The sequence below is a fragment of the Marinobacter salexigens genome (genome assembly GCF_018860765.1).
Lineage (GTDB): Bacteria > Pseudomonadota > Gammaproteobacteria > Pseudomonadales > Oleiphilaceae > Marinobacter > Marinobacter salexigens_A.
In genome coordinates this window covers 278,121-303,425 of the sequence record NZ_JAHKPV010000001.1, presented here as the reverse complement: position 1 = coordinate 303,425, position 25,305 = coordinate 278,121, and the positions used below count along the sequence as shown (strand labels likewise).

Genomic DNA, 25,305 nt, shown 5'->3' with positions numbered 1-25,305 from the left:
GCCTGATTTCCGAGGGTTGGCTAAGGAACCGGCGTGTTGATTGTGCAAGTCAGCGCTTCTGAGTCATTGGTACGCTTAATTTTTCTGCGGTATTCCGGCTTTGTTGAGCCGATAAGCCAGCGCTGGCCGGGTGAGCCCAAGCAAGCGTGCTGCCTCGGACACGTTCTGGCTTGCCTGACTCATCGCCCGCCGCATAAGAGTTTCTTCCACCTCCTCCAGACTGATATTGTTGTTGATGATGCTCTCCGCCCAGTGCGCGGGCCCTTCTTGTTGCAAATCGCCGGAGACTACCTGACCCGCGTCATCGATAAATTCCGAGGGTTGAGGCGAAGCCTGCTGGAATTCGCTGTTTCGGAAGACCGCAAAAAGCGCGTCCTGGCTGATGGACTCGTTATTGTCAGTCAGTATCACGCCGCGCTCGATCACGTTTTCCAATTCCCGGATATTGCCGGGCCAGCGATAGCGAAGGCAAAGCTCCAGCGCCTTGTCCGACAGGCCGAGGGTGTGTTTGTTATACTCTGCTTCGAACTTCCGTAGAAAATGTTCGGTTAGAAGCGGGAGGTCTTCAAGGCGTTCGCGCAAAGGTGGAATCTGCACGGGAAAAACATTCAGGCGATAGTAGAGGTCTGCCCGGAATTTACCCGCTTCAACCGCCTCAGCAAGGCTTTCGTTTGTTGCAGCTATGATGCGCACATTGACCGATCGTGTGCGGTTATCGCCAACGCGCTCTAGCTCTCCCTCTTGAAGCACTCGTAGTAGCGAAGCCTGCGCTCGGGGTGTCAGTTCGACCACTTCATCCAGAAAAATCGTGCCTTTATCAGCTCGTTCAAATCGGCCCGGGCGGGATTGGTTAGCACCGGTAAAGGCGCCTTTTTCAACGCCAAAAAGTTCGGATTCAATAAGGTCCGGTGGTATGGCGGCACAATTGACGGCAACAAACGGCCTGTCAGCCCTTTCACTGCGCAAGTGAACACTGCGCGCGATCACTTCTTTACCAACACCGGTTTCACCAAGCAGCAACACCGAGACTTTTCCCAACGCTGCTTTATCAATCATTTTGCAGACTTTGTTGTAGGACGCCGACTGGCCAATGCCATAGTACTGCCCCTGTTGCTTTTCGAGGCTGCTGCGCAACGAGCTGACCTGAGATTGCAGATCGTAAAGTTCTTCTATGATGGGGTCTGCTTTGAAGTAACGGGCGAACTCTTCGGCGTCGTCCCACTGTTCAGCAGGCTTTCCTACAATAATGCATTTTTCATCCCCGCAGCCGCGGCAGCTGGTTTCACGGAAAATGATTTCACGCCCCATGAACGAGGATGTATAGGCGCATGCATAGCCCAGCAAAGCCCAGCAAGCTGGCTCATCCATTTGCCCCAATTCGGTCTGGCAAATTTCCACTTCAAAAGAATCAATCCACTCCATTTCCGCATAGAAGTCGCCAGTTTCCTGATCGATGTCCACCTGAATAGGGGTAACGTTGACCATACCCTTCAGGGCATGGAGTTGCGGGCCAGCAAGAAAAATATCCATCTCGTCGCAGTGCGGGCGAAGCTTACGTGCCAGCTCTGCATCCTTTAGGCCGGATTGGTAGCCAAGGCGCAGGAAAAAGCCCTTTGCTCTTGCAATGCCCATGCTGTTAACCATTTCGCGGCGGAATGCGCCCATGGCGCTCACAGCCATCAATAGCATGCGCTGCTCACCAAGCCAGATTTTTCCTTCGGAGCTCAGGAATCGAATTTGGTCAGTAAGGTCTTGAAATTTAATGTTTTTCAGCTTCGGCTTATAGCTGATAGCCATGCTCGGGTCCCCTTTTGTTTTTGTGTGGGGTGAAGGCGAATGCTCAGAGTCTGCGACAGTCATGTATCCACAGATTGATGTCGAAAATCAATCAAATGATAAAAAACAATCGGAAAGTACTAGATGGCCTAGAGCGATTCATCAATTGCTCACTTAATTTTTTGTTTTTTATCAAATGATCAAATTTTCCTGATCAATCTCAAATTCCAAAAACTATTTTCTGATGCTTAAACAATTCCGAGATCTCTAAAAAAATCAATAAAAACATGTTGTTGGTATTGCTTTTGGCAGCCCGAAGAAAATTGTGGCACAGCCGTTGCTCAAACCTATTTAACAAACAACAACGATAACGGGGTCAGCAATGGAACACCGAGTAAAGACCTTCAACGAGTACACCCGCTACATCCGGGTTCGCAGCGCACCGGAAGACAAGTTTGTGGAGTTCGATTTTGCAATCGGCTACCCCGAACTGTTTGTCGAGCTGGTGCTGCCCCGAGGCGCCTTTAAGACTTTCTGTGAGCACAACAACGTAGTGCACATGGATTCCGCGATGATCCGCCAGATTGATGAAGACATGGTCAAGTGGCGTTTCGGAGAGAACGGCCACCGCTAGAAAGCAGCTAACCACCAGCGCCAACATCCACCTCACAACAACAATGATGGTAGGGCAGTTATGACTATTGAAATAAAAACCACCTCTGTGGAACCCATTCGCAATACCTACTCCGCGATAGCTCGCAGGTTTGGTGACAAGCCGGCAACCCGCTATCAGGAAGCCAGTTTTGATATCGAAGCCAAAACCAATTTTCACTACCGGCCGCTGTGGGATCCGAAGCGCACTTTGAACGACCCCAGCCGTACTGCCATGCAAATGGATGACTGGTATGCCGTAACCGATCCGCGCCAGTTTTTCTACGGCGCCTATGTCGGCAACCGGGCCAAGATGCAGGAAGCTGCAGAAAGCAACTTTGGCTTCTGCGACAAGCGAAACCTGCTGACCCGCCTGCCTGAGGAAACCCAGCACCAGCTCCTACGACTGTTAGTGCCCCTGCGCCATGTTGAGCTGGGCGCGAATATGAACAACAGCAAAATCGCGGGCGATGCTATCGCGACTACCGTTGCCCAGATGCACATGTTTGCTGCAGCCGACCGACTGGGGATTGGCCAGTACCTGTCCCGTATTGCTCTGCTGCTCGATGGCAGCACAGGCAAGGCGCTGGATGAATCCAAAACCTTCTGGATGGACGACGAACTCTGGCAGCCCATGCGCAAACTAGTGGAAGACATGCTGGTGATCGATGACTGGTTCGAGCTCACGCTTGTGCAGAACGTTCTTCTGGATGGCCTTATGTATCCGTTGATCTACGACAGGATGGACGCTTGGTTGGGCGAGCAGGGTGCCGAGGATGTGTCTCTGCTCACCGAGTTCCAACGCGACTGGTTCAAGGAATCATTGCGTTGGACCAACGCAATGACCAAGACCGTTGTTGGCGAGAGTGAGGGTAACCGTGAACAGCTCCAGTTATGGGTGACCCAGTGGGAGCCTCGCGCTTATGAGGCCTTGAAACCGATTGCTCAGGCTACGACCGGTATCGATGCTCTGGATGAAATCCGCGCAGAGCTTTCTGTCCGGCTGAAGAAAGTTGGTCTTGAAAGTACAGGAGTTCAGGCATGAGCCAGAAAGTATTCATCGCATTTCAGGACAACGACAACGCCCGCTATTTGGTTGAAGCGGTAATGCAGGACAACCCGGAGGCTGAGGTACAGCACCAACCGGCCATGATCCGGATTGAGGCGGAAAAACGTCTGGTTATTAACCGCGCAACCATGGAGGAGACACTCGGTCGCGAATGGGATGTTCAGGAAATGCTGATTGATGTGATCAGTATTGGCGGCAATGTCGACGAAGACGACGACCACTTCATTCTTCAGTGGAACTGATTGGGAGATTCAAGATGGCTATTAAAAACAAGAAGCTGAACCTGAAAGACAAGTACCAGTACCTTACCCGTGATATGGCCTGGGAGCCCACGTACCAGAAAAAAGAAGACATCTATCCGGATGAGCAGTTTGAGGGCATCAAGATTACCGATTGGTCGCAATGGGAAGACCCGTTTCGCCTGACCATGGATGCCTACTGGAAGTATCAGGCCGAGAAAGAAAAGAAGCTGTACGCAATTTTTGATGCGTTTGCTCAGAATAACGGCCATCAGAACATTACTGACGCCCGTTACGTTAACGCGCTGAAGCTGTTCCTTTCGGGTGTTTCGCCACTCGAATACGCGGCATTTCAGGGGTATGCGCGGGTTGGTCGTCAGTTTAGTGGGGCCGGTGCCAGAGTCGCTTGCCAACTGCAGGCCATTGACGAGTTGCGCCACTCCCAGACCCAGCAACACGCAATGAGCCATTACAACAAGCATTTCAATGGCTTGCATGATGCGGCGCACCAGCATGACAGGATTTGGTTCCTCTCGGTTCCCAAATCTTTCTTCGATGACGCACGCTCTGCGGGCCCTTTCGAGTTCCTGACAGCCATTTCGTTCTCGTTTGAATACGTTCTGACCAACTTACTGTTTGTGCCCTTTATGTCGGGCGCCGCCTACAACGGTGATATGGCTACGGTCACTTTCGGGTTCTCTGCCCAGTCGGATGAAGCCCGTCACATGACCCTCGGCCTTGAGGTGATCAAGTTCATACTTGAGCAGCACGAGGACAACGTACCGATCATTCAGCGCTGGATCGACAAGTGGTTCTGGCGTGGCTTCCGCCTACTGAGTCTGGTGGGAATGATGATGGACTACATGTTGCCTAACAAGGTGATGTCCTGGGCGGAAGCCTGGGAAGTTTACTACGAGCAGAATGGTGGAGCCCTGTTCAAGGATCTGGAGCGCTACGGCATTCGACCTCCCAAGTATCAGGATGTTGCGAACGCTGCCAAGAACCACGTCAGCCATCAGGCCTGGGGCACTTTCTACCAGTACAGTCAGGCCACCAACTTCCACACCTGGATGCCCGAAGAAGAAGAGATGACCTGGCTCTCTGAGAAGTATCCGGAGACTTTCGACAAGTACTACCGCGCCCGCTTTGAGCACTGGGATAAAGAGCAGAAAGAGGGACGTCGTTTCTACAACAACACGCTTCCCCAGCTCTGTCAGGTGTGCCAGATACCAGTGATCTTTACCGAAAAAGACGATCCGTCAGTGTTCAGTCATCGCCAGATCAAGCACGAAGGTGAGCGCTACCACTTCTGCTCCGACGGTTGCTGCGACATCTTCAAGAACGAGCCAGAGAAGTACATACAGGCTTGGCTGCCAGTACATCAGATTTATCAGGGTAACTGCGGTGGTGCGGACGTCGCGACAGTGGTTGAGAAGTACTACCACATCAATCTTGGCGTCGACAACATGGAATATCACGGCTCGCCGGATCACCAGCGTTGGCTAGATATCAAGGGCCTGAAGCCATTGCAGTCGAATAGCGAGAAAAAGACCGCAGCCTGACCAGATTTGCCCGCCCTCGCTGTCAGCCCGGGCGGGCCACCAAAACAAGAAGGAGAACACCATGAGTGTTAACGCTATATCCGAATATCACGCAGAACCCAAAGACCGTGTCGAGAACTTCAACGGCATGCAGCTGCTTTATGTCTACTGGCCAAAGCATCTGATGTTCTGCGCACCTTTTGCGTTACTGGTTGCGCCGGACATGACCTTTGGTGCGTTTGTAGACGAGCTGCTCAAGCCTGCGGCTGCCGGGCACCCGGATTCCGAAAAAGCTGACTTTCTGAATGCCCAGTGGCTGCTTAACGGTGAAGCCTTCACCCCGGATCCGGCCGCCACACTGATCGACAGCGGTATTGACCATAAAAGCATGCTGACCGTAACCACTCCGGGCCTGGAAGGCATCCGGGGTTCCGCATCCTGAGGGTTGAGTTATGAGCCATACCGTAACCATTGAGCCGATTGGCGAACAGATTGAAGTTGAAGATGGCCAGACCATCCTTCAGGCCGCGCTTCGTAGTGGTGTGTGGTTGCCCTTTGCTTGTGGCCACGGAACCTGTGGAACCTGCAAGGTTCAGGTGGTCGACGGTGATGTGGATCTGGGAGAAGCCTCTTCATTTGCGTTGATGGACAGTGAGCGAGAAGAGGGCAAGGTGCTGGCTTGCTGCGCCACGCTTGAAAGTGACGTGACCATTGAAGCGGACATTGATGTAGATGAAGACTTTGAGGGGTATCCGGTTGAGGATTATCAAGCCACGGTCACCCAAATTGTTGACCTGTCGCCAACCATCAAGGGCGTGCACTTAAAGCTTGATCGAAGAATGGCCTTTCAGGCTGGCCAGTACATCAATATCGATTTGCCTGACGTGGAAGGCTCCCGGGCTTTCTCGCTGGCGAATCCTCCTAGCCGTGCAGATGAAGTGGAACTGCATATCCGGCTGGTCGAAGGGGGCGCGGCCACATCCTACATTCACCAGCAGTTAAAAGAAGGTGACAGACTGAACCTGTCAGGGCCATACGGGCAGTTCTTTGTGCGCAGCTCCCAGCCGGGTGATCTCATTTTCATTGCCGGTGGCTCCGGGCTTTCCAGCCCCCAAAGCATGATTCTGGACCTGCTGGCGCAGGACGATGACCGGCAGATCGTGCTCTTTCAGGGCGCCCGCAATCTGGAAGAACTCTATAACCGAGAGCTTTTTGAAGGTCTGGCACGTGACCATGAAAACTTTACCTATGTCCCCGCCTTGAGTCAGGCCGAGGAGGACGTCAGCTGGCAAGGGTTCAAGGGGTACGTGCACGATGCCGCGAAAGCGCATTTTGACGAACGCTTTTCGGGCCGAAAAGCCTACCTCTGTGGGCCGCCACCAATGATTGATGCGGCCCTCACCGCACTGATGCGAGGGCGACTGTTTGAACGGGATATTTTCATGGAGAAATTCCTGACGGCGGCTGACGGAGCGGAAGATGCACAGCGCTCTGCCCTGTTCAAAAAAATCTGATGGGGGCCGGCCCATGGGCGAGTTCTTGCAAGTCACCGAACAGTGCAGTGGTCAGTCGTTTCGTTGCAAGTCTGGCCAGAGCGTTCTCAAGGCTATGGAGCAACAGGGGCTGAAATGCGTGCCGGTGGGCTGCAGGGGCGGTGGTTGTGGCTTCTGCAAGGTTACCGTGCTCAGTGGCCAGTATTCCTGTGGAAAGATGAGCCGGATGCACGTGCCCCCGGAAGCGCTTGCACAGGATCAGGTGCTGGCCTGTCGCATCTATCCATTGACCGATCTGATTATTGAATGCCGGCCGCAGCAACCTGCAGCCAGACACACGAATGAGCACACAACAACAAAAGCAATGAGGTAATGATTATGAAAAAGGGTGTAATGCGTCCCGGTCACGTCCAGATCCGTGTTCTCGATATGGATGAAGCCGTCAAACACTACAATGACCTTTTGGGCCTGATCGAAATGGACCGTGATGATCAAGGACGCGTGTATTTAAAAGCTTGGACCGAGGTGGACAAGTTCTCCGTCGTGCTTCGTGAGGCAGATGAGCCTGGTATGGACTTTATGGCTTTCAAGTGCCTCAGCGAAGAGGTGGTGGATCAATTGCGTGGCGAACTCGCCGCGTTTGGCTGTGAGATCGAAGACGTTCCCGAGGGTGAACTGAAGGACTGCGGGCGCCGAGTGCGTTTTATCGCTCCCACCGGACACGCCTTTGAAATCTTTGCTACGAAGAAGCAGACCGGTAAATGGGGTGTGGGCAATCGCAACCCAGAAGCCTGGCCGCGCGGGCTTGAAGGTATGAAAGCAACGCGTTTTGACCATTGCCTGCTCTATGGTCCTAATCTGGATGAAACTCTGAATTTGTTCCGTGATGTGCTCGGTTTTGATCTGGCTGAGCAAGTAATAGCTCCAGACGGAAAACGGGTTGCACAGTTCCTGACGGTCAGCACCAAGGCGCACGATATCGCGTTTATTCATCACGAAGAGCCAGCCAAATTCCACCATGCCTCGTTTTTTCTGGAGACCTGGCAGGATGTTCTGAAGGCCGCGGATCTGCTGTCTATGACCGACACCTCCATCGATATCGGCCCGACTCGCCATGGTCTCACCCACGGCCAGACCATTTACTTCTTTGACCCGTCTGGCAACCGGAACGAAGTGTTCGCCGGTGGCGATTACCACTACCCGGACCATGAGCCAGTGACCTGGGACGCCGAGGAACTGGGCAAAGCCATTTTCTACCACGACCGGGCACTGAACGAGCGGTTCCTGTCCGTACTGACCTGATAAACCGGGTGCTGGAAACAAGCACCCTCAGCACAGCTGCCGGTGACAGAATCACCGGCTGTTGCAGGTTTGTGGGCCTGGGTGCCGGTTCCCATCGAATAAGGAGAGGTTATGCCAATTGCACAGCTTTATATCATTGAAGGTCGCAGTGATGAGCAAAAGGAAACGCTGATCCGGGAGGTGAGCGAAGCCATGGCACGCTCCCTGGATGCACCTAAAGAGCGCATACGAGTGATGATTACCGAGATGCCCAAGCAGCACTTCGGCATTGCGGGTCAGTCAGCGAAAAAACTCGGGCGCTAGATCAAAAACACAACTTCCAAAAATTACAAAAAAGGACGTATCGATGAGATACACAAAAATACTGACTCTGGCGGGCCTTTTGGCGGCGGCTCCACTTTCGTCTCCCGCGCTGGCCGCCAACGGACACTATGTTCCAGGCGTGGAAGGTATAGGTGGCCCTGCCGTTCCGCCGCCGGGGGTTTACTACCGTGGTTATCTGGTGCGTTACGACATCGACAATCTGAGAGACGGCCAGGCTAACAAAGCACCCGGCAAGAACACAGGTGAAGTGACAGCCTTGGCCAACCGGTTTATCTGGATCACGGATAAAACGTTTTTGGGTGCCAACTATGGTGTGGAAACCATAATTCCGTTGCAGAACACCTCGCTTGATTTCAGAGGCGTGGGCGTAAAGGACAGCGATAGCGGCCTCGGTGACATCTTTGTTGGGCCGGTTGTTTTGGGGTGGCATGGACAACAATGGGACGCGGTGTTTGCTGCGGGCCACTGGTTTGAGACTGCAAGTTATGAGCCCACGGAGCCAGCGTCAATCGGTAAGGGGCATGGCACTACCATGCTGACCCTGGGTGGAAACTGGCATTTTGATGCAGATAAAAGCTGGTCTTTTTCAGCGCTGTCCCGGTACGAAATCAAGACAGAGCAGGATGATACCGGTGTTACGCCCGGGGACAGCTACCTGATCGAGTGGGCCCTGAGCCACCGCCTGGACACCGGACTGAATATCGGTTTGGTGGGCTATGAAGCCTGGCAACTGGAGGGCGATAAAGGTGGCTCTACCGATAAAGCTGAGAAGCATGCTCTCGGCGCTGAAGCAGGCTATTTCTGGCCCAACCACGGGCTGGGTCTGAACGCCGCTTTTTACCAGGAATATAACAACGAGGCAGGGCCGGAAGGGGCTTTGCTGCGCCTGCATCTTACCAAGGTGTTTTAAGGCCAGGAGATCAAGCTCTCGAAAACAGGCGAGAGCTTGATCGAGCTAAGGACATTGAGATGTTACTCGAACAACCAGAACGCTGCGGCAGTGCGCAGACATAGTTAACGAAAAAGGTGAGCCATGAAAGAGTTCAAACATTTTATCAATGGCGAGTATGTGTCGTCTGCCAGCGGCAAGTTATTTGAAAACCGCTGCCCGGTCGACAACAGCCTGATTGGCAAGGTTCATGAAGCCGGTGAAGCGGAAGTCGATACTGCTGTCCGTGCTGCCAAGGCCGCCCTGAAAGGCTCTTGGGGTAAAATGACGCAAAAGCAGCGATCTGAAATGCTGTACAAAATTGCTGATCGCATTAATGAGCGTTTTGACGAGTTTCTGGATGCAGAGTGCCTCGATACTGGCAAGCCGCGCTCCATGGCCAGCCATATAGATATTCCCCGTGGTGCAGCTAACTTCAAAGAATTTGCGGAATCCATGAGCCATCCGACCGAAGGTTTCCGGATGGACACCCCGGATGGGGCAGGTGCCTTGAATGTTGGCCACCGCACACCAAAGGGGGTTATCGCTGTTGTCTCCCCATGGAACCTGCCATTGCTGCTGATGACCTTTAAGGTTGGCCCCGCGTTGGCCTGTGGTAACACCGTTGTTGTTAAGCCATCGGAAGAAACGCCGGCTACGGCCACACTGCTTGGCGAGGTTATGAACGAATGTGGCGTACCACCCGGTGTGTTTAATGTAGTACACGGCTTTGGCCCGGATTCTGCCGGAGCTTTCCTGACGTCTCACCCATTGGTGGATGCCATCACGTTCACCGGCGAAACCCGCACGGGTGAAGCCATCATGAGAGCGGCGTCTGTGGGCTTGCGCAACGTCTCCATGGAGTGCGGCGGCAAGAACCCTGGACTCGTATTTGCCGATTGCGATCTCGAAAAAGCTGTTGGAGGCACCATGCGCTCAGCATTCGTTAATTGTGGTCAGGTTTGCCTGGGCACCGAGAGAGTTTATGTGGAGCGTTCGATTTTCGACCAGTTCCTTGCCCGCATGAAAGAAGAAGTGGCCAAGCTGAAGCTGGGCCGCCCGGAAGACCCCGAGGCTAACTTTGGGCCGCTGGTCAGCCTGGAGCATCGCGACAAGGTGAAGAGCTACTACGATCTGGCGCGGGAAGAAGGTGCAACCGTTGAGATTGGTGGTGGTATCCCGGACATGGGCGCGGAGCTTAATGGGGGTGCCTGGATCGAGCCGACCATCTGGACCGGCCTGCCTGATGATGCTCGCGTTGTGCGCGAAGAGATTTTTGGTCCCTGCTGCCATATCCGCCCGTTTGATACCGAAGACGAAGCCATCGCTTTGGCTAATGACACCAATTACGGCCTGGCCTGTGCAATCTGGACCGAAAACTCGGCCCGCGCAATCCGTGTGGCACAGCAGATGGAAGTTGGCCTGGCCTGGGTGAACTCCTGGTTCCTACGGGATCTGCGCACCTCGTTTGGTGGTGCCAAACAGTCCGGTCTGGGCCGCGAGGGTGGTGTGCACGGCCTCGAATTCTATGCCGAAACCAAAAACATCTGCATCAAACTCTGAGGAACGGACATGGACAAGCAACAGATTCAGGCCTGTGGTGATGAGCTTTACGAGGCCATGATTAACCGCACTCCCGTGCGCCCGCTGACCGAGCGTTTCAGCAATATCCGCATTGACGATGCCTACAACATTTCTCTCCGGGTTCTGGAGCGTCGTATCGAGTCCGGAGAAAAAGTGATCGGTAAGAAGATCGGCCTGACCTCCAAGGCTGTGCAAAACATGCTCAAGGTGGGTCAGCCGGACTTCGGTTATCTCACCGACAAAATGGCCTTTAGTCAGGGTGAGGAAATTCAGATATCTGACCGCCTAATGCAGCCCAAAGCCGAGGGTGAAATTGCCTTCATTCTGAAAAAAGACCTGATGGGCCCGGGGTTGACAGCGGCCGATGTGCTGGCAGCAACCGATTGTGTGCTCCCTTGTTTTGAGGTGGTCGATTCCCGTATCGAAAACTGGGAAATAAAAATTCAGGACACGGTGGCCGACAACGCTTCCTGCGGTGTCTTCCTGCTGGGCGATCGTGCTGTGAATCCGCGCAAGGTGGATTTGGCTACCTGCGGCATGGTGGTGGAAAAGAACGGCTCGATTATCAGTACCGGTGCAGGCGCTGCGGCTTTGGGTAGCCCGGTGACCTGCGTTACCTGGCTGGCAAATACCCTTGGGCAGTTTGGCATTCCATTGAAAGCTGGCGAAGTGATCCTGTCAGGTTCGTTGGTGCCTCTGGAGCCAGTGCAAGCCGGTGACTTTATGAATGTGAGCATCGGTGGAATTGGCAGTGCGTCTGTCCGCTTTATCTGACCGGCCCCATTGATAACAGGAATACGATTATGAACAAAAAACTTAAAGCGGTCATTATCGGCCCAGGCAATATCGGTACCGACCTGCTCATGAAAATGCAGCGTTCCGAGTGGATTGAGCCCGTCTGGATGGTGGGCATCGACCCGGAATCCGAAGGTCTCAAGCGTGCTGCCGAAATGGGCATTAAAACCTGCTCAACCGGGGTAGATGGTGTTCTGGAAAATATCATCGCGGATGATGTTCGCGTTGCTTTCGATGCAACGTCCGCCTACGTCCATGCCGAGAACAGCCGTAAGCTGAACGAACTGGGCGTCATTATGGTGGACCTGACACCTGCAGCCGTTGGGCCCTTCTGTGTGCCACCGGTGAACCTGACCGACCATGCCAGAAACCTGGAAATGAACGTCAACATGGTGACCTGCGGTGGCCAGGCGACGATTCCGATGATTGCAGCTGTCAGCCGTGTTCAGCCAGTGGCCTACGGCGAGATTGTCGCTACGGTGTCTTCACGTTCAGTGGGCCCGGGTACGCGCCAGAACATCGATGAGTTCACCCGCACCACAGCGGGTGCCGTGGAGAAAGTGGGTGGGGCCAAAGAAGGCAAGGCGATCATCATCATCAACCCGGCCGAGCCGCCGCTGATGATGCGTGACACCATCCATTGTCTCACCGAAGGTGAGCCGGACCAGACAGCTATTACGGAATCCATCCACGCCATGGTGAAGGATGTACAGAAGTACGTTCCGGGTTACACCCTGGTCAACGGCCCCATCTTTGATGGCAACAAGGTCAGTTGTTATATGCAAGTGGAAGGGTTGGGCGATTTCCTGCCCAAGTATGCCGGTAATCTGGACATCATGACGGCCGCCGCTCTACGCACTGCCGAGATGTTTGCTGAAGAAGCTGCCGACGGCACCATCACATTGCCGGCACGCGGCTAAGCGGGGGAGAGAACAATGAACTTGAACGGTAAAAAAGTCACGCTGCACGATATGAGCTTGCGCGATGGTATGCACGCGAAGCGCCACCAGATTAGCCTGGACGAAATGGTGAGTATCTCCACGGCCATGGATGAAGCCGGTATGCCGCTGATCGAAGTCACCCACGGCGATGGCTTGGGCGGACGCTCACTGAACTATGGTTTTCCGGCTCACAGCGATGAGGAGTACCTCCGTGCGGTGGTGCCGAAAATGAAAAACGCCAGGATCTCTGCGCTGCTGCTGCCGGGGATCGGTACGGTTGATCACCTGAAAATGGCGAAAGATTGCGGTGTTTCCACCATCCGCGTGGCTACCCACTGCACCGAAGCCGACGTGTCGGAACAGCACATCGGCATGGCATCAAAGATGGAAATGGACACAGTGGGCTTCCTGATGATGGCGCACATGGTCAGCCCGGAGAAGATTCTGGAGCAGGCCAAGCTCATGGTTGGCTATGGTGCCAACTGCATCTACGCCACCGATTCTGCCGGTTACATGCTACCGGATGATGTCACGGCGCACATTGGTTTGTTGCGTGCAGAACTGCCATCCAACATCGAGATCGGTTTTCACGGTCACCACAACTTGGGTATGGGCATTGCCAACTCACTGGCCGCCATTGAAGCCGGGGCATCCCGCATCGATGGTTCTGTTGCCGGCTTGGGTGCGGGGGCTGGAAACACGCCTCTGGAAGTATTCTGTGCCGTGCTGGATCGCATGGGTGTGGAAACCGGTGTTGATCTATACAAGATCATGGATGTGGCCGAAGACCTGGTGGTACCCATGATGGATCAGCCAATCCGTGTGGACCGCAACGCGTTGACCCTGGGCTATGCGGGTGTTTACTCCTCATTCCTGCTGTTCGCAGAAAGGGCCGAAAAAAAGTATGGCATTTCAGCCCGTGACATTCTGGTTGAACTCGGCCGGCGCGGCACAGTGGGCGGGCAAGAAGACATGATTGAAGACCTGGCGTTGACCATGGCTAAAGAAAAAGGATTGATCTGATGACTGAAACCTATGAGAACAAACTGACTCAGGCGCAGATTGAAGAGTTGGCGATCCACTGCGAGAACGCCGAACTTGAAGCCTATGAGATCACCAAGATCACCGACGACTACCCGCAAATGACCTATAAGGATGCCTTCGACATCCAGTGGGAAATGCGTCGTCGCAAGGAAGAGCGCGGTCACAAGATTGTTGGCATGAAAATGGGCCTTACCTCCTGGGCCAAGATGGCACAGATGGGTGTTGAGCAGCCTTGTTATGGTTTCCTTGCGGACTATTTTAGTGTGCCTGAAGGTGGTGAGATCAAGCACGATGAGCTGATTCATCCCAAGATTGAGGCAGAGCTGGCCTTTGTACTCAAGGACGAACTGAAAGGGCCGGGTGTACACATAGGCGATGTTCTGCGTGCCACCGATTTCGTTATGCCCGCGGTTGAAGTGATCGATTCCCGTTACAAGGATTTCAAATTTGACCTCAAAAGCGTGATCGCCGATAACTCGTCATCCAGCCGTTTCGTAACCGGCGGGCGCATGGCCGATGTTGCAGATGTAGACCTGAAGACCATCGGCGTGGTGATGGAAATCAACGGAGAAGTGGTTCAGACCGGTGCGGGAGCTGCGGTATTGGGGCACCCGGCTGCTTCGGTGGCCATGCTAGCCAACATGATGGGAGAGCGTGGAGAGAGCTTGCCGGCTGGCAGTTTTATCATGATCGGTGCTATCACGGCGGCGGTTCAGGTTGAGAAAGGTGATGCTTTCACCGTGCGTTATCAGGGCCTGGGCACCTTGAGCGGTAAATTTGTTTAAGGGCCTATGCTTTGCGTGTGTTTCAGACCCTTCTGAAACCCGATGTCACAGCGTTCTGATATCGGGTTACACAGAGGCCTGTGTGGTGTTGCTTGCGGTCCCTTATTCCATTTCGGAGGTTAAACAGGATGTCCCGATTTGAAACGTTCCCGGATCACCCCCATGAGCAGGCTCAGCTACTGGTATTGACCGACAGCGAAGGTGAAATCACCTACGCGAGCAGAGCATTTTGTGCACTCAGTGGCTTCCCGGAAGACGAGCTGAAAGCAGGCTCGTTCAGGAAGTTGAGACACCCCAAAATGCCCAAGGGTCCGCTCAAGGATTTGTGGGATACCATTGGCCGGGGTGAATCCTGGATGGGTATGCTCTGTAATCGCAAGGCCGATGGATCGGATTGGTGGCTCGATGCGTTTGTCAGCCCCATTACGGACACAGAAGGCACGGTGCTTGAGTATCAGGCCATTTACCGGATACCTGATATTGATGTCATACAACGTACCGAGCAGGTTTATCGGGCTCGCAGCATGGGCAAGCAGCCCTTGGCGCTGAGAGTCCCTCTGCCAGGGCCAGCCACCCAGCAATGGCTTGTTGGTACGCTTTGCTTCACTCCTTCGCTAGTTGCGGGGATGTTCGGCCAGATTGGTCTGTCTGCTATCTTTTTTGCCTTGGGTGGTGCCGTTTCGTTTGGCTCTCTGTACTGCCTCAACCGCCCGCTGAACCGGCTGTACCATCGGTGTCGCAAAATCGTCAGCCATCCGATCAAGCAACTGGTTTATACCGGCGATGCCGGTCTGGTTGGTCAGATCGAACTTGCCATGCGGCTGGTGGAAGTGCGGCTGGAGGTCATGGCGACCAGAATCCGCGATAGCAGCGGGCAGATTGAGGACAATGTCCTGCAGGCCAACCGCTTGTTGCAGGTGAGCACAGACGCCTCTGAAAAGCAGCTGTTGGCACTGTCCACAGTGGCCACATCCATCGAAGAATTCAGTGCAAGCATTCGGGAGGTTTCAGAGAACACCGAGCAGGCCGCCAGTCTCAGTGCACGGAACCGGGCATCCGGAGAAGAGAGTGCTCGTTCGGCAGCCGCTGCCCGAAACAGCATTCGCGCACTGGCACAGGAGCTGGAAGAGTCCGGCCAGATCGTGGAGGAGCTGGATAGGAATAGCCAGTCCATAGGCCGGATACTGGATGTAATCGTCGCCATTGCGGAGCAAACCAACCTGCTGGCCCTGAACGCTGCCATCGAAGCCGCACGTGCCGGAGACAGTGGTCGAGGGTTTGCTGTGGTGGCAGATGAGGTTCGCTCACTCGCGCAACGGACGCAGGAATCCACCGACGAGATTCAAGAGATGATCAACGCCTTGCAGGAAGGGTCCCGGCGGGTGGTCGAGTCCACCGAAAAGAGCAAGCGTCAGTCCGCAGTCAGTGTCGAACAGGTGTCTGCCAGCACCGAAGAGCTTCAGAATATCGTAGCGGGCATTTCTGAGAGCAATGGTCTGAATCAACAGATTGCCACGGCCAGTGAGCAGCAAAACCAGACCGTGCATCAGCTGAATCAGGACATTCACGATATACATCAAATAGCAGTCAGTACCAGCGAGCAGCTTCTTGATACCGTCAAGTCGGGTCAGGCCGTCGGTTATCATGTCGGCCGGCAGCACTTGCTGATCAAGCACCTGATGCCGGCCGATGCTGGCAGTACCCCGCAGGTGTATATGAAATAAAGCACCCTAGAATAGATGGAGTGGCAATGATAGAGCTTGAAGTAGCGCCAGCAACACAGACTCGAAAAGTTGCTTTGAGTATATTTGTGCCATTCGCCGCTGGCTGCAACCACACCGGTAGCCTGACTGCTGGAGGCAGCTGTTTATGAGCATGGTTGTGACCATGGCATCTGGCTGGCACGTAGCTGTACTGCCTCTGTTCATGGCTGTGATGGGATTCCTGGGCTCCGCGTCCGCCACATTATTTTCTTTGGTGTCAGGTCACTTTGACAGAAGTCTGACCGGTCGAGCCAGCACCGCGCTCAACTTGCTGGTGTTTCTGGGGGCTTTTGTTTTTCAGTGGGGCATTGGAGTCGTTATCGGGTTTTGGGGTGGGGCGAACGCTGGCGCATATCCGGCAGAGGGATACCAGGTTGCATTTGGCTCCTTGGCCACCCTGCAGGCTATGATGGTGTTTAATGACCGCAAACTGGCAACATAAAGGATGGCAACGGGGACTCTTCACATGCTCAGTGTACTCATGATCGGCGCAGGCGGAGTTGGGGGTTATTATGGGGCAAGGTTGGCTGAGGCCGGCCACCGGGTTGTTCTTACGGCCCGTGGAGCACACCTTGCGGCCCTGAAGAAAAAGGGCCTACTGGTTCATTACGAGAATCGTCAGATAGAGTGTCGGGTTCCCGCAGTTGATCATGCTACGTTGATGCAGGATTACCAGCCCGGGGACTTTGATGTTGTTGCCATTGCGTTAAAGTCCACCGCCACAAAGGCCGTGCTGGATGAGCTGGGCCCCTGGCTGGCACAAAGTGATGTGCCTGTTCTGTCGTTGCAAAACGGGGTGGATAACGAACCTTTGATTGCCAAAAGGCTTGGCGAGAGCCGGGTTCTTGGTGGCCTAGCTGTGCGCATCGGTGGCCATATCGTTGGGCCCGGCGTTGTTGAAGCGGAAGGCGTCGCGCAGATTATTATGGGCGAGTGGCCGGTGGTTCCGGATGAGCAGGACGCCCGTCGCCCGCTTCTGGAAATTCTGCAGACCGCGTTTGAGAAGGCCGGCATTCCGTCAATGGTGTCGGATAACATTCGCTCTGAACTGTGGCGTAAGCTGGTGATCAACAATGGGGTCAATCCGATCTCTGCCCTTACCGGGCTGGATACGCAAAGCCTGACCCGACATCCCCGGTTCAGCCAAATAGTGCAAGGCATGATGGCGGAGGCCGCCGCAGCCGCAAAGGCCGACGGCGTGGAGCTTGGCAAAGCCGATGTTGACGAGATGTTCGCACTGATCAGCAGCTTCAACGCAATCAAAACATCCATGCTGGTCGATAAGGAAAAGGGCCGCCCTCTTGAGCTAGATGGCATCGCCGGGGCAGTGCTTCGCCGCTCCAATGAGCTCGGAATTGACGCCCCCTATACCACTACCGTGAATGCGCTTCTGGAGCATGGTCTGGGTTAGCGATCCGTCAACTTGATTTCTATGCGCCGATTTTTTTGCAAAGCCTCTGGTGTGGTGCCCTTCGCAACCGGGAAGAATTCGCCAAATCCTGCCGCAACCATTCGGTTTTGTGGCACGTCCTGATCCGCCAAGTAGCGAACAACGGCCACCGCTCGGGCGGTTGAAAGTTCCCAGTTGGAGGGAAACTGCGGCGTGTTGATGGGTATTAGATCAGTGTGGCCATCAATACGCAGAATCCAATCGAGATCCGCCGGTATGGTTTCGACCACTTCAAGCAGAACGCCGGCGAGTTTATCAAGTTCGCGCTTACCTTCTGCCCCTAGCCGGGCGGAGCCGGATGCAAACAGCAGTTCCGAAGGCAGCAGAAAGCGGTCGCCGACCACCCGAATGTTTTCATTGGCGGCCAGAATATTCCTTAGCCGCGAGAAGAATTCAGATTGATACTGCTCCAGTTGGTTGACGCGTTCCGCCAGTAAGGTGTTCAAGCGTTGACTGACTTTTTCTAGCTCACCTTCTTTATCTGCAGTCATTTCCTGCTGCAGTTTAAGGGCAGCGGTTATTTGGCGCAGTTGATTCTGGAGCGATGCAATTTGGTTGGATAGCCGCAGGATCATGTTTTGCTGGCTAATGGAAAGCTCTTCCTTGTCGTCCAGTTCTTGATTCATATTTGCCAGCCTTTCTGCGCGGGCTTCGGCATCGGCGGTTTGCTGCATAAGCTGATTGCGGGTGGCATCCAGCCGGTTTTGTAGGTCTTCATTTTCAGCTTGGCTGTCGCTGAAGTTGCTCTGAACCGTGAGCATTTGCTGCTCCAGTGCCGCCGTTTTGCTCTGCTCCAGCCCCAGCAGTTGTGATATTTCACTCAAACGCTGGTTCAGGCGGGCCAACTCGGAGTTGCGGTCCGATAGCGTTTGGGAAAGGTAAAGCTGGCTCACCACGTAAACCAGCAGCATGAATATCACCAGCATCAATAGGGCCGAGAGAGCGTCTACGTACCCTGGCCATACGTTGATATTACTGCGGCTTCGGCGTCTGGAACCGATCATGGCTGGGTTTCATTGCTGGTGAATGGGTCTAGCAGGTTGGTTACACCGGTAAGCCATTCTTCCAGCCCATCGTAGAAGCGGTTCTGGGCATGGCCAGCCTGAATATCGAGAAAGCCGAGTATTAACGACCCCCCAAGGCCAAATAGAGATGAGCTGAATGCTGTGCCCATGCCTTGTAGCGGCGTTAGTAACCCGGCTTGGAGATCTGCAAACACTTTGCCGAAATCTCCTTGGCCCATGTCCAGATTGGTAATTACTTCACCTACCGCATTGATGGTGCCGAGCAAGCCCCAGAAGGTGCCTAAGAGCCCGAGAAAAACCAGCAGGCTGATAAAGTAGCGTGTGATCTCCCGTTGCTCATCCATTCTTGAATGAATGCCATCCAGAACGGTACGAAGCGACATGGTAGAAAGCGTGAAGCGATCTCGCTTGGATTCTTCACCCAACTGTCGGGCTAGAGGCTTGAGTAGGCGGGGTTCCTGCAATACCGAAAGGCCGGAGTGGCCGGTGCGGAATTGGGAAACCCAGCGCAGTTCCGGAAATAGGATAAATACCTGACGATAGGTGAGGCCGATACCGATAAGCAACACGCCAACAATCAGCAGGTTGAAAACCCAATTGGCCATAAATGCAGAGGCCAGAGGTTTGTGGATCAATACGCCAACAACTGCGACAACCGCGAGGAAGAGCGTCATCCAGAAAAGGGTGTGTTTTGGATTACTCATGAAAAAAGCCAGCCTTTTAAGATAGTCCTCAAAACGTTAGCACAGACTGGCGAAGGTTGGTGCTTAATTGCCGGAGATCGTGGCAGCGAAAATGCCCGGCCAGACAAGAGGCCAAGCCGGGGTCGCTGCTATTGCCCTGTCAGTCTTGCTGGAGGGTTTGCACTACCGCTTTGGCCGCACCCTCGGATGAGGCCGGATTCTGGCCGGTAATCAGCTTACCGTCCACAACGATATGTGGCGCCCAGTCGTCGCCTTTGGAGTAGGTTGCTGTGTTTTCTTTCAGCATGTCTTCCAACAGAAAAGGCACCACAGCGGTGAGGCCAGCGGCTTCTTCCTCGCTGTTGCTAAAGCCGGTCACTTGGCGACCGCCAACGAGATTTTGCCCCGGCTTAATCTCAACATTTTTGAACACCGCTGGCGCATGGCATACAGCACCAATCACTTTGCCTTGCTCATAAGCTGCTTTGAGTATGGCTATGGACTTGTCGTCGCTGACCAGATCCCACAAGGGGCCGTGGCCTCCGGGGTAGAAGACCGCATCAAACTCGTTCATCTGCACATCGCTCAGCTTCTTTGTGCTAGCGAGGGATTCCTTAGCGTGGGCATCTGCCTGAAAGCGGCGCGTCGTGTCGGTCAGCGCTTCATCGGCCTCGCTGTTGGGATCGATGGGCGGTTTTCCACCTTTGGGTGAGGCGATAGTGATATCTGCGCCAGCGTCGCGGAATACATAATAGGGCGCTGTGAACTCCTCCAGCCAGAAGCCGGTCTTGTGCCCTGTGTCGCCCATCTGGTCATGTGAGGTAAGTACCATTAGGATCTTCATACCGCTTGTCCTTTTCGTCGTGAAGTGAAAGTCACGTGTTTTTACCTGACGTGTTCTGTTCCCTTGTGCTGATCGCGTATTAATTCAACCGTTGGGATTGGAGTCTTTTTACGCAGGCAGGGCGTGCTTGGATTTGAGAGCGTCTATACTGACTTAAGCGGAAGACCTGTACGAAGATATGATATTGAAGTATACAGATCATTAAGCTCAAGAGTTTGAGAAGACACGCTGGGTACAGCGATAGTTCCGGCGTAAATTTGTGGCTGAAAACCCGAGAAGAGGATGCTCGCTAACGTGTTAGCTCATATAAAACATTCGCTCGGCGTCTCTGCCAGACTTTCTATCTTGCTGCTGGCGGCAATGGTGTTGTGCAAACCGGGATTGGCGGAAGAGCGTGCCTGTAAAACGCTAACGGTGAGCGGCAACCCCGAGTATCCGCCACTGCTTTGGGAAGACTCCCGAGAGCCGGAGGCGCTTACGGGCGTTGCCACGGCGTTGCTGGCGGAAATACTTGAGCCTCTTGGGGTCAAACTTGAGGTTAAGAGCCTCGGCTCATGGGCTCGCGTTCAGCGCCATGCCAGATATGGTGAGCTGGATATGATTGCCGGGGCTTTCATCACCCCAGAGCGCACCCAGTATATGGACTATCTATTGCCGCCGTTTACGCAACTTACCGTATCCGTTTGGGTGCCTAAAGATAGAGTTTTCGAATATCGCCACTGGCCGGATCTAAAGGGTAAGCAGGGAGGTACACTGATCAATAACAGCTTTGGGCAAGGGTTTGACAGCTTCGCCGAAAAGAGTTTGGAGATAGTTGGAGTGCGGACAATCGAGCAATCCTTTGAAATGGCGCTTGCCGGGCGTGTTGATTATGTTTTATATGAGCGATTGCAAGGGCAAGTTAAGCTTCAACGTTTAGGGTTGGCAGACGAGTTTGTCGCTCTGGATGTCCCCATCAGTACTGAAGGGCTGTTCTATACGTTTTCTAAAAAATCGCCGTGCAATACGTTTGAACTCCGTGAGCGAATCGCCGACCGCTTGTATACACTACTCAATTCAGGCCGCTTGGACTCGCTTATCAGCGAGTATACGGCCCGCTACATGTCACTTCAGCCATAGGGCGACAGGGGCAATTTATCCAACCAGCTAGAGAGTTCTATCAGTATGGCAATCTGGACCCGTACACCGGATCTTGAGCAGTTGGCGAAAGCCAGTGCTAACACGGCAGTTTCCCACCTGGGTATTGAGTACACCGAAATTGGGGATGACTACGTAACAGGCCGCATGCCCGTTGATGAGCGCACGGTTCAGCCGTTTGGCATCCTCCATGGTGGCTCATCAGTGGTTTTAGCGGAAACACTTGGCAGCATGGCAGCAAACTGCTGCCTGAAAGATCCGGCCACTGTTGCGGTAGGGCTGGAAATTAACGCCAACCATATACGCCCTGTCACCAAGGGCTGGGTATACGGAACCGCCAAACCCCTTCATATCGGCAGCTCTACCCAAGTGTGGGAGATTCGTATGACAAACGAAGAGGGTAAAACCACCTGCGTTTCCCGCCTGACCATGGCGGTTACGCGTCGACCCTAATCCATAGACAGCAGGGTGAGTTCAAAGATCCTCGTGATCCACCTTTTAAGCTACCCACGCGGTTCTCTCAGGCCTTGCTTTACGCTTGGCTTAGAACTGCGGGAAAAGGTGTACTCGGTTTCGACCATCGGCCTTGGATAGATACATGGCTTCATCGGCTCGTGATAACAACGACTCAAGCCGGTCATCGTCTGGCGACAGCATGGCAACACCGAAGCTTGCGGTTGGCCTTAGCTCCGTCTGCTTGTATCTTACCTTGAGGCTGTCAAGTGTGTTGCGCAGCCGCTCGGCGAGTTCCATGGCTTGCTCCTGAGAAGACTCTGGCAGTAGCACGGCAAATTCCTCGCCTCCAATACGCGCGGCGATATCCGAGTCTCGCACTTCGGCTAGGAGCAACCTACCCACTTCCCTGAGAACGGCATCCCCGGCTTCGTGGCCGTAGGTGTCGTTGATCAGTTTGAAGTGATCCAAGTCAAACATGATTGCTGCGATGGATGTGTTGCGCCGTTTTGCGTGTTTTAGGAACTGCCCGCCAAGCTGGAAAAATGCTCGGCGGTTGTTCAGCTGTGTGAGCTCGTCTTGAAGGGATGTTGCTTCAGCCCGCTCTTGCGCTCTCAGCAGGGCTATTTCCATGTTTTTGCGGTCAGTAATGTCTGTGGCGATTTCAAGGCGAACGAGACGCCCGTCGGTCCAGGTTATAGCTTGATCGCGACATTGGTACCAGCGCTTGTTTACGGTGTTCTGGAACTCCCAAACATGAACCCCGGTGGCGTTGCCGGAGCTGTCAAGCAGCAGGTGATTTGTGCAGAAGCTGCAAGGACTATCAGTGTCTTGAAGAACCTGCCAGCATTTCTGCCCCTGTTGAAAACCACCAAACATGTTGTAACCAAAAGCATTCATGTACAGCAGTTCGTGAGTCTCGAAATCCGCCACGTAGACCAAAGCGTCTAGATTATCGAGAACCGTCTTTAGCCCTGTATTGGCAGCCGGCTCTTCAGAAGTCAAAGGCTCTGCTGGGTCGGGGTCGATGCGCCGCACAGGAATGCCGTTTTTGCTTTTTCCGGTAGTCATTGGCGTCATATTATCGGGGCTGCTGGCCAGATATGGCAACCATTAATCGAAGGATGGCAACTCCCGTTTGGCTATGGGCTTGCCAGCTTCCTGCCAAGCGTCAAACCCGCCTTCAATTGATTGCACGTGCAAGTATCCCATATCTTGAAGGGCTTTCGCACTCAACGCTGAGCGGCCTGAATTTTTGCAATACACTACGATTTTCATGCTCCGGTCTGCCAGAGCCGGGTCGTTGCTGAATTTGAACTCAAGCAGACCTCGGGAAATATTCGTAGCCTGTGGAATATGGCTCTGTTGATATTCGTCACTATCGCGAACATCTAACAGCAAGTCTGCCGCCTGAATAGCAGTGTCGGCCTTATCCAGAGGAACTTCTTGAATGTGTTTTTTTGCTTCCGCAACAAAATCTTGAGCTGTTTTCATGGAAGGCTCTCCATACTGTTATGAGTGTTTAGCCAGATTAAGACATATTGCTCAGGTGCGTAACCCTTCGGGTGTGCTAAATTCAGTGTCACAGTTTAATAAGGAAGCTATTCAATGGCCCTGCCGGAAACCAGTAAAGGCGTCGCATACGGCTTGTCTGCCTACATTATGTGGGGCTGCTTTCCATTGTATTTTGCACTATTTGACGGTGTGCCAGCCTGGGAAGTGGTGATTCACCGAGTGCTTTGGTCCTGCGTTTTTCTGGCGGTGATTGTGACCTTCCTGAAGCGCTGGCCGCCGGTAAAAGCGGCATTGGCGAAGCCATCCAGGCTAGGGTATGTGCTTGGTTGTGCCGTGCTTATCGCGGTGAACTGGGGCGTGTACATTTATGCAGTAGAGAGTCGACAAGTGCTGCAAGCTAGTCTTGGCTACTTTCTCACGCCTCTGGTAAATGTCGGGTTGGGCATGCTGGTGCTGAAGGAGAGTATTTCCCGGCTTCAAATAGTGGCTGTGGTACTGGCAGCCATTGCGATTCTTTATCAGCTGTTTCTACTCGGCGTGGTGCCTTGGATAACTCTGGTGCTGGCGTTCAGTTTCGGAACCTACGGCTTGCTCCGCAAGCAAGTAGCATTGGACGGGCTTTCCGGTCTGTTTGTGGAAACCCTTCTGCTGTTGCCGGTTGGCCTTCTTGCGCTTTCGGCTCTCAGTTATGCCGGGGTGTCCCACTTCGGGGACAGTACCGCGACCACGTTTTTACTGCTATCCAGCGGCATAGTGACAGCGGTGCCTTTACTCGCCTTTGCCGGTGCGGCTCGCCGGCTGCGGCTTTCGACGGTCGGCTTTCTTATGTATATCAACCCGACCATTCAGTTTTTGATTGCACTGCTGGTGTTCAGCGAACCGTTGAGCCCGGAAAAATTAACCAGCTTTGTGATGATCTGGATTGCACTGGGAATTTATTCCTGGTCGGCCTGGGCAGGGCGCAGCAAGCCTGCAGCAGCATGATGCCTACTCCATTGTATCCAGATACTGCGCCAGCTCTTCCGCCAGCCAGCCCACAACGGCCCCGCCTTGGGCCTGTTCGGATTCCAGCGAGCTGAATACCTTCCACCAGCGTGCACTGCGGTGATGTACAATCTTGAGTTGTTCCTGTTTCAGGGCATCCGCGATCAGCGGTAAGGGTAAGTCTGCCCAGCCGGCACCATCAATCACCGCATCCCGGATCAGTTCGTACATGGTGAAGGCCAGATAGTTGGCGGTTTCCGGCGACTCTGCCTCCAGCCGATCGTTCTCCATAAATGCGAGGGTGACTTCGGTAAAACTGATGAGATCGTCTTGAGTGACCCGTTTCAGTTGGCTCAAGGTGTGATCCGGTGCAGCAACGGTCAGCATGCGCACATCGGCGAGTTCCCGAAACCATTGGTAGCCCTCACTTGCCAGCGCAGGCATAAGCCCGTAGGCCACATCTACAGACTGGTTTTTTACCAAAGGCGGCAATTCTCTGGGCGTGGCCAGATACACGGAAAGGCTGGTCTGGGGAAAGCGGATCTTGAGCCGACGCAGCAAATCCCGCCATACCGGTTCTGGAATGGAATCGTCCCGCGCTATTCGCAAAACCGATTCGGCCCCGCTGAGATGGTGCTGGCAGCGTGCGAAAATTTGCCCGGCGACCTGATCAAACCGGCGGCAATCGGTCACTATGGCATGGCCGATGGTGGTCAGCTGAAGCTGGTTGCCGCTGCGCTCGAAAAGAGCAACGCCAAGCTCGTCTTCCAGCGCGGCCAGGGCTGTGCTCACCGTGGTGCGACTTCGGCTCAGCTCCCGGGCAGCAGCGGCGATAGTGCCGTTGCGAACCACGGCCAGAAACACTCGAATTTGCGATGTTTTAAAAAGGAATCTCCCGTTCCGACGGTTTTTCCGTCGGTCACCGACTCACGCTGTTAGCTATGCAGCGATAATATGCCGGTAACTCACGGGAGATCAA

General features: G+C 54.0%; 28 protein-coding genes. 21 read left to right on the top strand and 7 right to left on the bottom strand.

From position 1 onward, the window contains the following. Positions 1–75: 75 nt before the first annotated feature. Complete coding sequence (locus tag KO508_RS01415) at positions 76–1,797, bottom strand: sigma-54-dependent Fis family transcriptional regulator (RefSeq protein ID WP_216006564.1); 1,722 nt, start codon at positions 1,795–1,797, stop codon at positions 76–78. A 361-nt stretch (positions 1,798–2,158) separates the two neighbouring features. Here KO508_RS01415 and KO508_RS01410 point away from each other — a divergent pair, with 361 nt between their 5' ends. From KO508_RS01410 to KO508_RS01325, 18 genes are all read left to right on the top strand, one after another. Next, entirely contained in the window at positions 2,159–2,410 is a 252-nt protein-coding gene (locus tag KO508_RS01410; protein WP_200363243.1) for a phenol hydroxylase subunit, read from the top strand. Between the two features lie 60 nt (positions 2,411–2,470). Further along, positions 2,471–3,472, top strand: coding sequence for an aromatic/alkene monooxygenase hydroxylase subunit beta (locus KO508_RS01405; RefSeq protein WP_216006563.1), 1,002 nt, complete (start codon positions 2,471–2,473; stop codon positions 3,470–3,472). After that, positions 3,469–3,738: an MmoB/DmpM family protein gene (locus KO508_RS01400; protein WP_200363239.1), complete on the top strand. Its 270-nt coding sequence runs from the start codon at positions 3,469–3,471 to the stop codon at positions 3,736–3,738. The genes KO508_RS01405 and KO508_RS01400 overlap by 4 nt, the downstream gene beginning before the upstream one ends. 14 nt (positions 3,739–3,752) lie before the next feature. Next, positions 3,753–5,297 carry an aromatic/alkene/methane monooxygenase hydroxylase/oxygenase subunit alpha gene (locus KO508_RS01395; RefSeq protein WP_200363237.1) on the top strand — a complete coding sequence of 515 codons (1,545 nt, stop codon included), beginning with the start codon at positions 3,753–3,755 and terminating at the stop codon, positions 5,295–5,297. 61 nt (positions 5,298–5,358) lie between these two features. Further along, positions 5,359–5,718 carry a phenol hydroxylase subunit P4 gene (locus KO508_RS01390; RefSeq protein WP_216006562.1) on the top strand — a complete coding sequence of 120 codons (360 nt, stop codon included), beginning with the start codon at positions 5,359–5,361 and terminating at the stop codon, positions 5,716–5,718. A 10-nt stretch (positions 5,719–5,728) separates the two neighbouring features. After that, positions 5,729–6,790, top strand: a complete 1,062-nt coding sequence (locus KO508_RS01385) for an NADH:ubiquinone reductase (Na(+)-transporting) subunit F (protein WP_216006561.1) — start codon at positions 5,729–5,731, stop codon at positions 6,788–6,790. Positions 6,791–6,803: 13 nt separating this feature from the next. Continuing rightward, positions 6,804–7,142, top strand: coding sequence for a 2Fe-2S iron-sulfur cluster binding domain-containing protein (locus tag KO508_RS01380; protein WP_200363231.1), 339 nt, complete (start codon positions 6,804–6,806; stop codon positions 7,140–7,142). Between the two features lie 5 nt (positions 7,143–7,147). Then, entirely contained in the window at positions 7,148–8,071 is a 924-nt protein-coding gene (locus tag KO508_RS01375) for a catechol 2,3-dioxygenase (protein WP_216006560.1), read from the top strand. A 111-nt stretch (positions 8,072–8,182) separates the two neighbouring features. Continuing rightward, entirely contained in the window at positions 8,183–8,374 is a 192-nt protein-coding gene (locus KO508_RS01370) for a 2-hydroxymuconate tautomerase (protein WP_216006559.1), read from the top strand. A gap of 43 nt (positions 8,375–8,417) precedes the next feature. Next, a complete protein-coding gene (locus tag KO508_RS01365) occupies positions 8,418–9,305 on the top strand; it encodes a SphA family protein (protein WP_216006558.1) in 888 nt (295 codons plus the stop codon). A 123-nt stretch (positions 9,306–9,428) separates the two neighbouring features. Continuing rightward, positions 9,429–10,886, top strand: coding sequence for a 2-hydroxymuconic semialdehyde dehydrogenase (locus tag KO508_RS01360; RefSeq protein ID WP_216006557.1), 1,458 nt, complete (start codon positions 9,429–9,431; stop codon positions 10,884–10,886). A gap of 9 nt (positions 10,887–10,895) precedes the next feature. Then, the gene (gene dmpE, locus KO508_RS01355) at positions 10,896–11,681 is read left to right on the top strand and encodes a 2-oxopent-4-enoate hydratase (RefSeq protein ID WP_216006556.1); all 786 of its coding nucleotides are present in this window, start codon (positions 10,896–10,898) and stop codon (positions 11,679–11,681) included. Positions 11,682–11,710: 29 nt separating this feature from the next. Beyond that, entirely contained in the window at positions 11,711–12,622 is a 912-nt protein-coding gene (locus KO508_RS01350) for an acetaldehyde dehydrogenase (acetylating) (RefSeq protein WP_216006555.1), read from the top strand. 15 nt (positions 12,623–12,637) lie between these two features. Beyond that, positions 12,638–13,666: a 4-hydroxy-2-oxovalerate aldolase gene (gene dmpG, locus KO508_RS01345; RefSeq protein ID WP_216006554.1), complete on the top strand. Its 1,029-nt coding sequence runs from the start codon at positions 12,638–12,640 to the stop codon at positions 13,664–13,666. After that, positions 13,666–14,472 carry a 2-oxo-3-hexenedioate decarboxylase gene (dmpH, locus tag KO508_RS01340; RefSeq protein ID WP_216006553.1) on the top strand — a complete coding sequence of 269 codons (807 nt, stop codon included), beginning with the start codon at positions 13,666–13,668 and terminating at the stop codon, positions 14,470–14,472. The genes dmpG and dmpH overlap by 1 nt, the downstream gene beginning before the upstream one ends. A 128-nt stretch (positions 14,473–14,600) precedes the next feature. Beyond that, positions 14,601–16,196: a methyl-accepting chemotaxis protein gene (locus KO508_RS01335; protein WP_216006552.1), complete on the top strand. Its 1,596-nt coding sequence runs from the start codon at positions 14,601–14,603 to the stop codon at positions 16,194–16,196. A gap of 145 nt (positions 16,197–16,341) precedes the next feature. Further along, positions 16,342–16,677, top strand: a complete 336-nt coding sequence (locus KO508_RS01330; RefSeq protein WP_216006551.1) for a hypothetical protein — start codon at positions 16,342–16,344, stop codon at positions 16,675–16,677. Positions 16,678–16,701: 24 nt separating this feature from the next. After that, on the top strand, positions 16,702–17,646 hold the full coding sequence (locus KO508_RS01325) for a ketopantoate reductase family protein (protein WP_252737753.1): 945 nt from the start codon (positions 16,702–16,704) through the stop codon (positions 17,644–17,646). On the opposite strand, the gene KO508_RS01320 is transcribed toward KO508_RS01325, so the two are convergent. The 3 genes from KO508_RS01320 to KO508_RS01310 form a co-directional block, all read right to left on the bottom strand. Then, a complete protein-coding gene (locus KO508_RS01320; protein WP_216006550.1) occupies positions 17,643–18,689 on the bottom strand; it encodes a peptidoglycan -binding protein in 1,047 nt (348 codons plus the stop codon). The genes KO508_RS01325 and KO508_RS01320 overlap by 4 nt on opposite strands. Beyond that, positions 18,686–19,414, bottom strand: a complete 729-nt coding sequence (locus KO508_RS01315; RefSeq protein WP_216006549.1) for a MotA/TolQ/ExbB proton channel family protein — start codon at positions 19,412–19,414, stop codon at positions 18,686–18,688. Before KO508_RS01315 ends, KO508_RS01320 begins: the two co-directional genes overlap by 4 nt. A gap of 139 nt (positions 19,415–19,553) precedes the next feature. Next, complete coding sequence (locus KO508_RS01310) at positions 19,554–20,237, bottom strand: type 1 glutamine amidotransferase domain-containing protein (RefSeq protein ID WP_216006548.1); 684 nt, start codon at positions 20,235–20,237, stop codon at positions 19,554–19,556. Between the two features lie 294 nt (positions 20,238–20,531). Between KO508_RS01310 and KO508_RS01305 the strand changes: the two genes are divergently transcribed. After that, on the top strand, positions 20,532–21,356 hold the full coding sequence (locus KO508_RS01305) for a substrate-binding periplasmic protein (protein WP_354667989.1): 825 nt from the start codon (positions 20,532–20,534) through the stop codon (positions 21,354–21,356). A 45-nt stretch (positions 21,357–21,401) separates the two neighbouring features. Beyond that, a complete protein-coding gene (locus tag KO508_RS01300; RefSeq protein WP_216006547.1) occupies positions 21,402–21,827 on the top strand; it encodes a hotdog fold thioesterase in 426 nt (141 codons plus the stop codon). A 90-nt stretch (positions 21,828–21,917) separates the two neighbouring features. On the opposite strand, the gene KO508_RS01295 is transcribed toward KO508_RS01300, so the two are convergent. Together KO508_RS01295 and KO508_RS01290 are read right to left on the bottom strand one after the other, a co-directional pair. Continuing rightward, positions 21,918–22,907 (bottom strand): sensor domain-containing diguanylate cyclase, encoded by a 990-nt coding sequence (locus tag KO508_RS01295; protein ID WP_252737751.1) that lies wholly within the window; start codon positions 22,905–22,907, stop codon positions 21,918–21,920. A gap of 33 nt (positions 22,908–22,940) precedes the next feature. Next, the gene (locus KO508_RS01290) at positions 22,941–23,321 is read right to left on the bottom strand and encodes a rhodanese-like domain-containing protein (protein ID WP_216006546.1); all 381 of its coding nucleotides are present in this window, start codon (positions 23,319–23,321) and stop codon (positions 22,941–22,943) included. Positions 23,322–23,435: 114 nt separating this feature from the next. On the opposite strand from KO508_RS01290, the gene rarD reads away from it, so the two are divergent. Further along, positions 23,436–24,326 carry an EamA family transporter RarD gene (gene rarD / locus KO508_RS01285; RefSeq protein WP_216006545.1) on the top strand — a complete coding sequence of 297 codons (891 nt, stop codon included), beginning with the start codon at positions 23,436–23,438 and terminating at the stop codon, positions 24,324–24,326. Between the two features lie 3 nt (positions 24,327–24,329). Here rarD and KO508_RS01280 read toward each other — a convergent pair whose 3' ends face one another. Then, positions 24,330–25,190: a LysR family transcriptional regulator gene (locus KO508_RS01280; RefSeq protein WP_354667988.1), complete on the bottom strand. Its 861-nt coding sequence runs from the start codon at positions 25,188–25,190 to the stop codon at positions 24,330–24,332. Positions 25,191–25,305 lie beyond the last annotated feature (115 nt).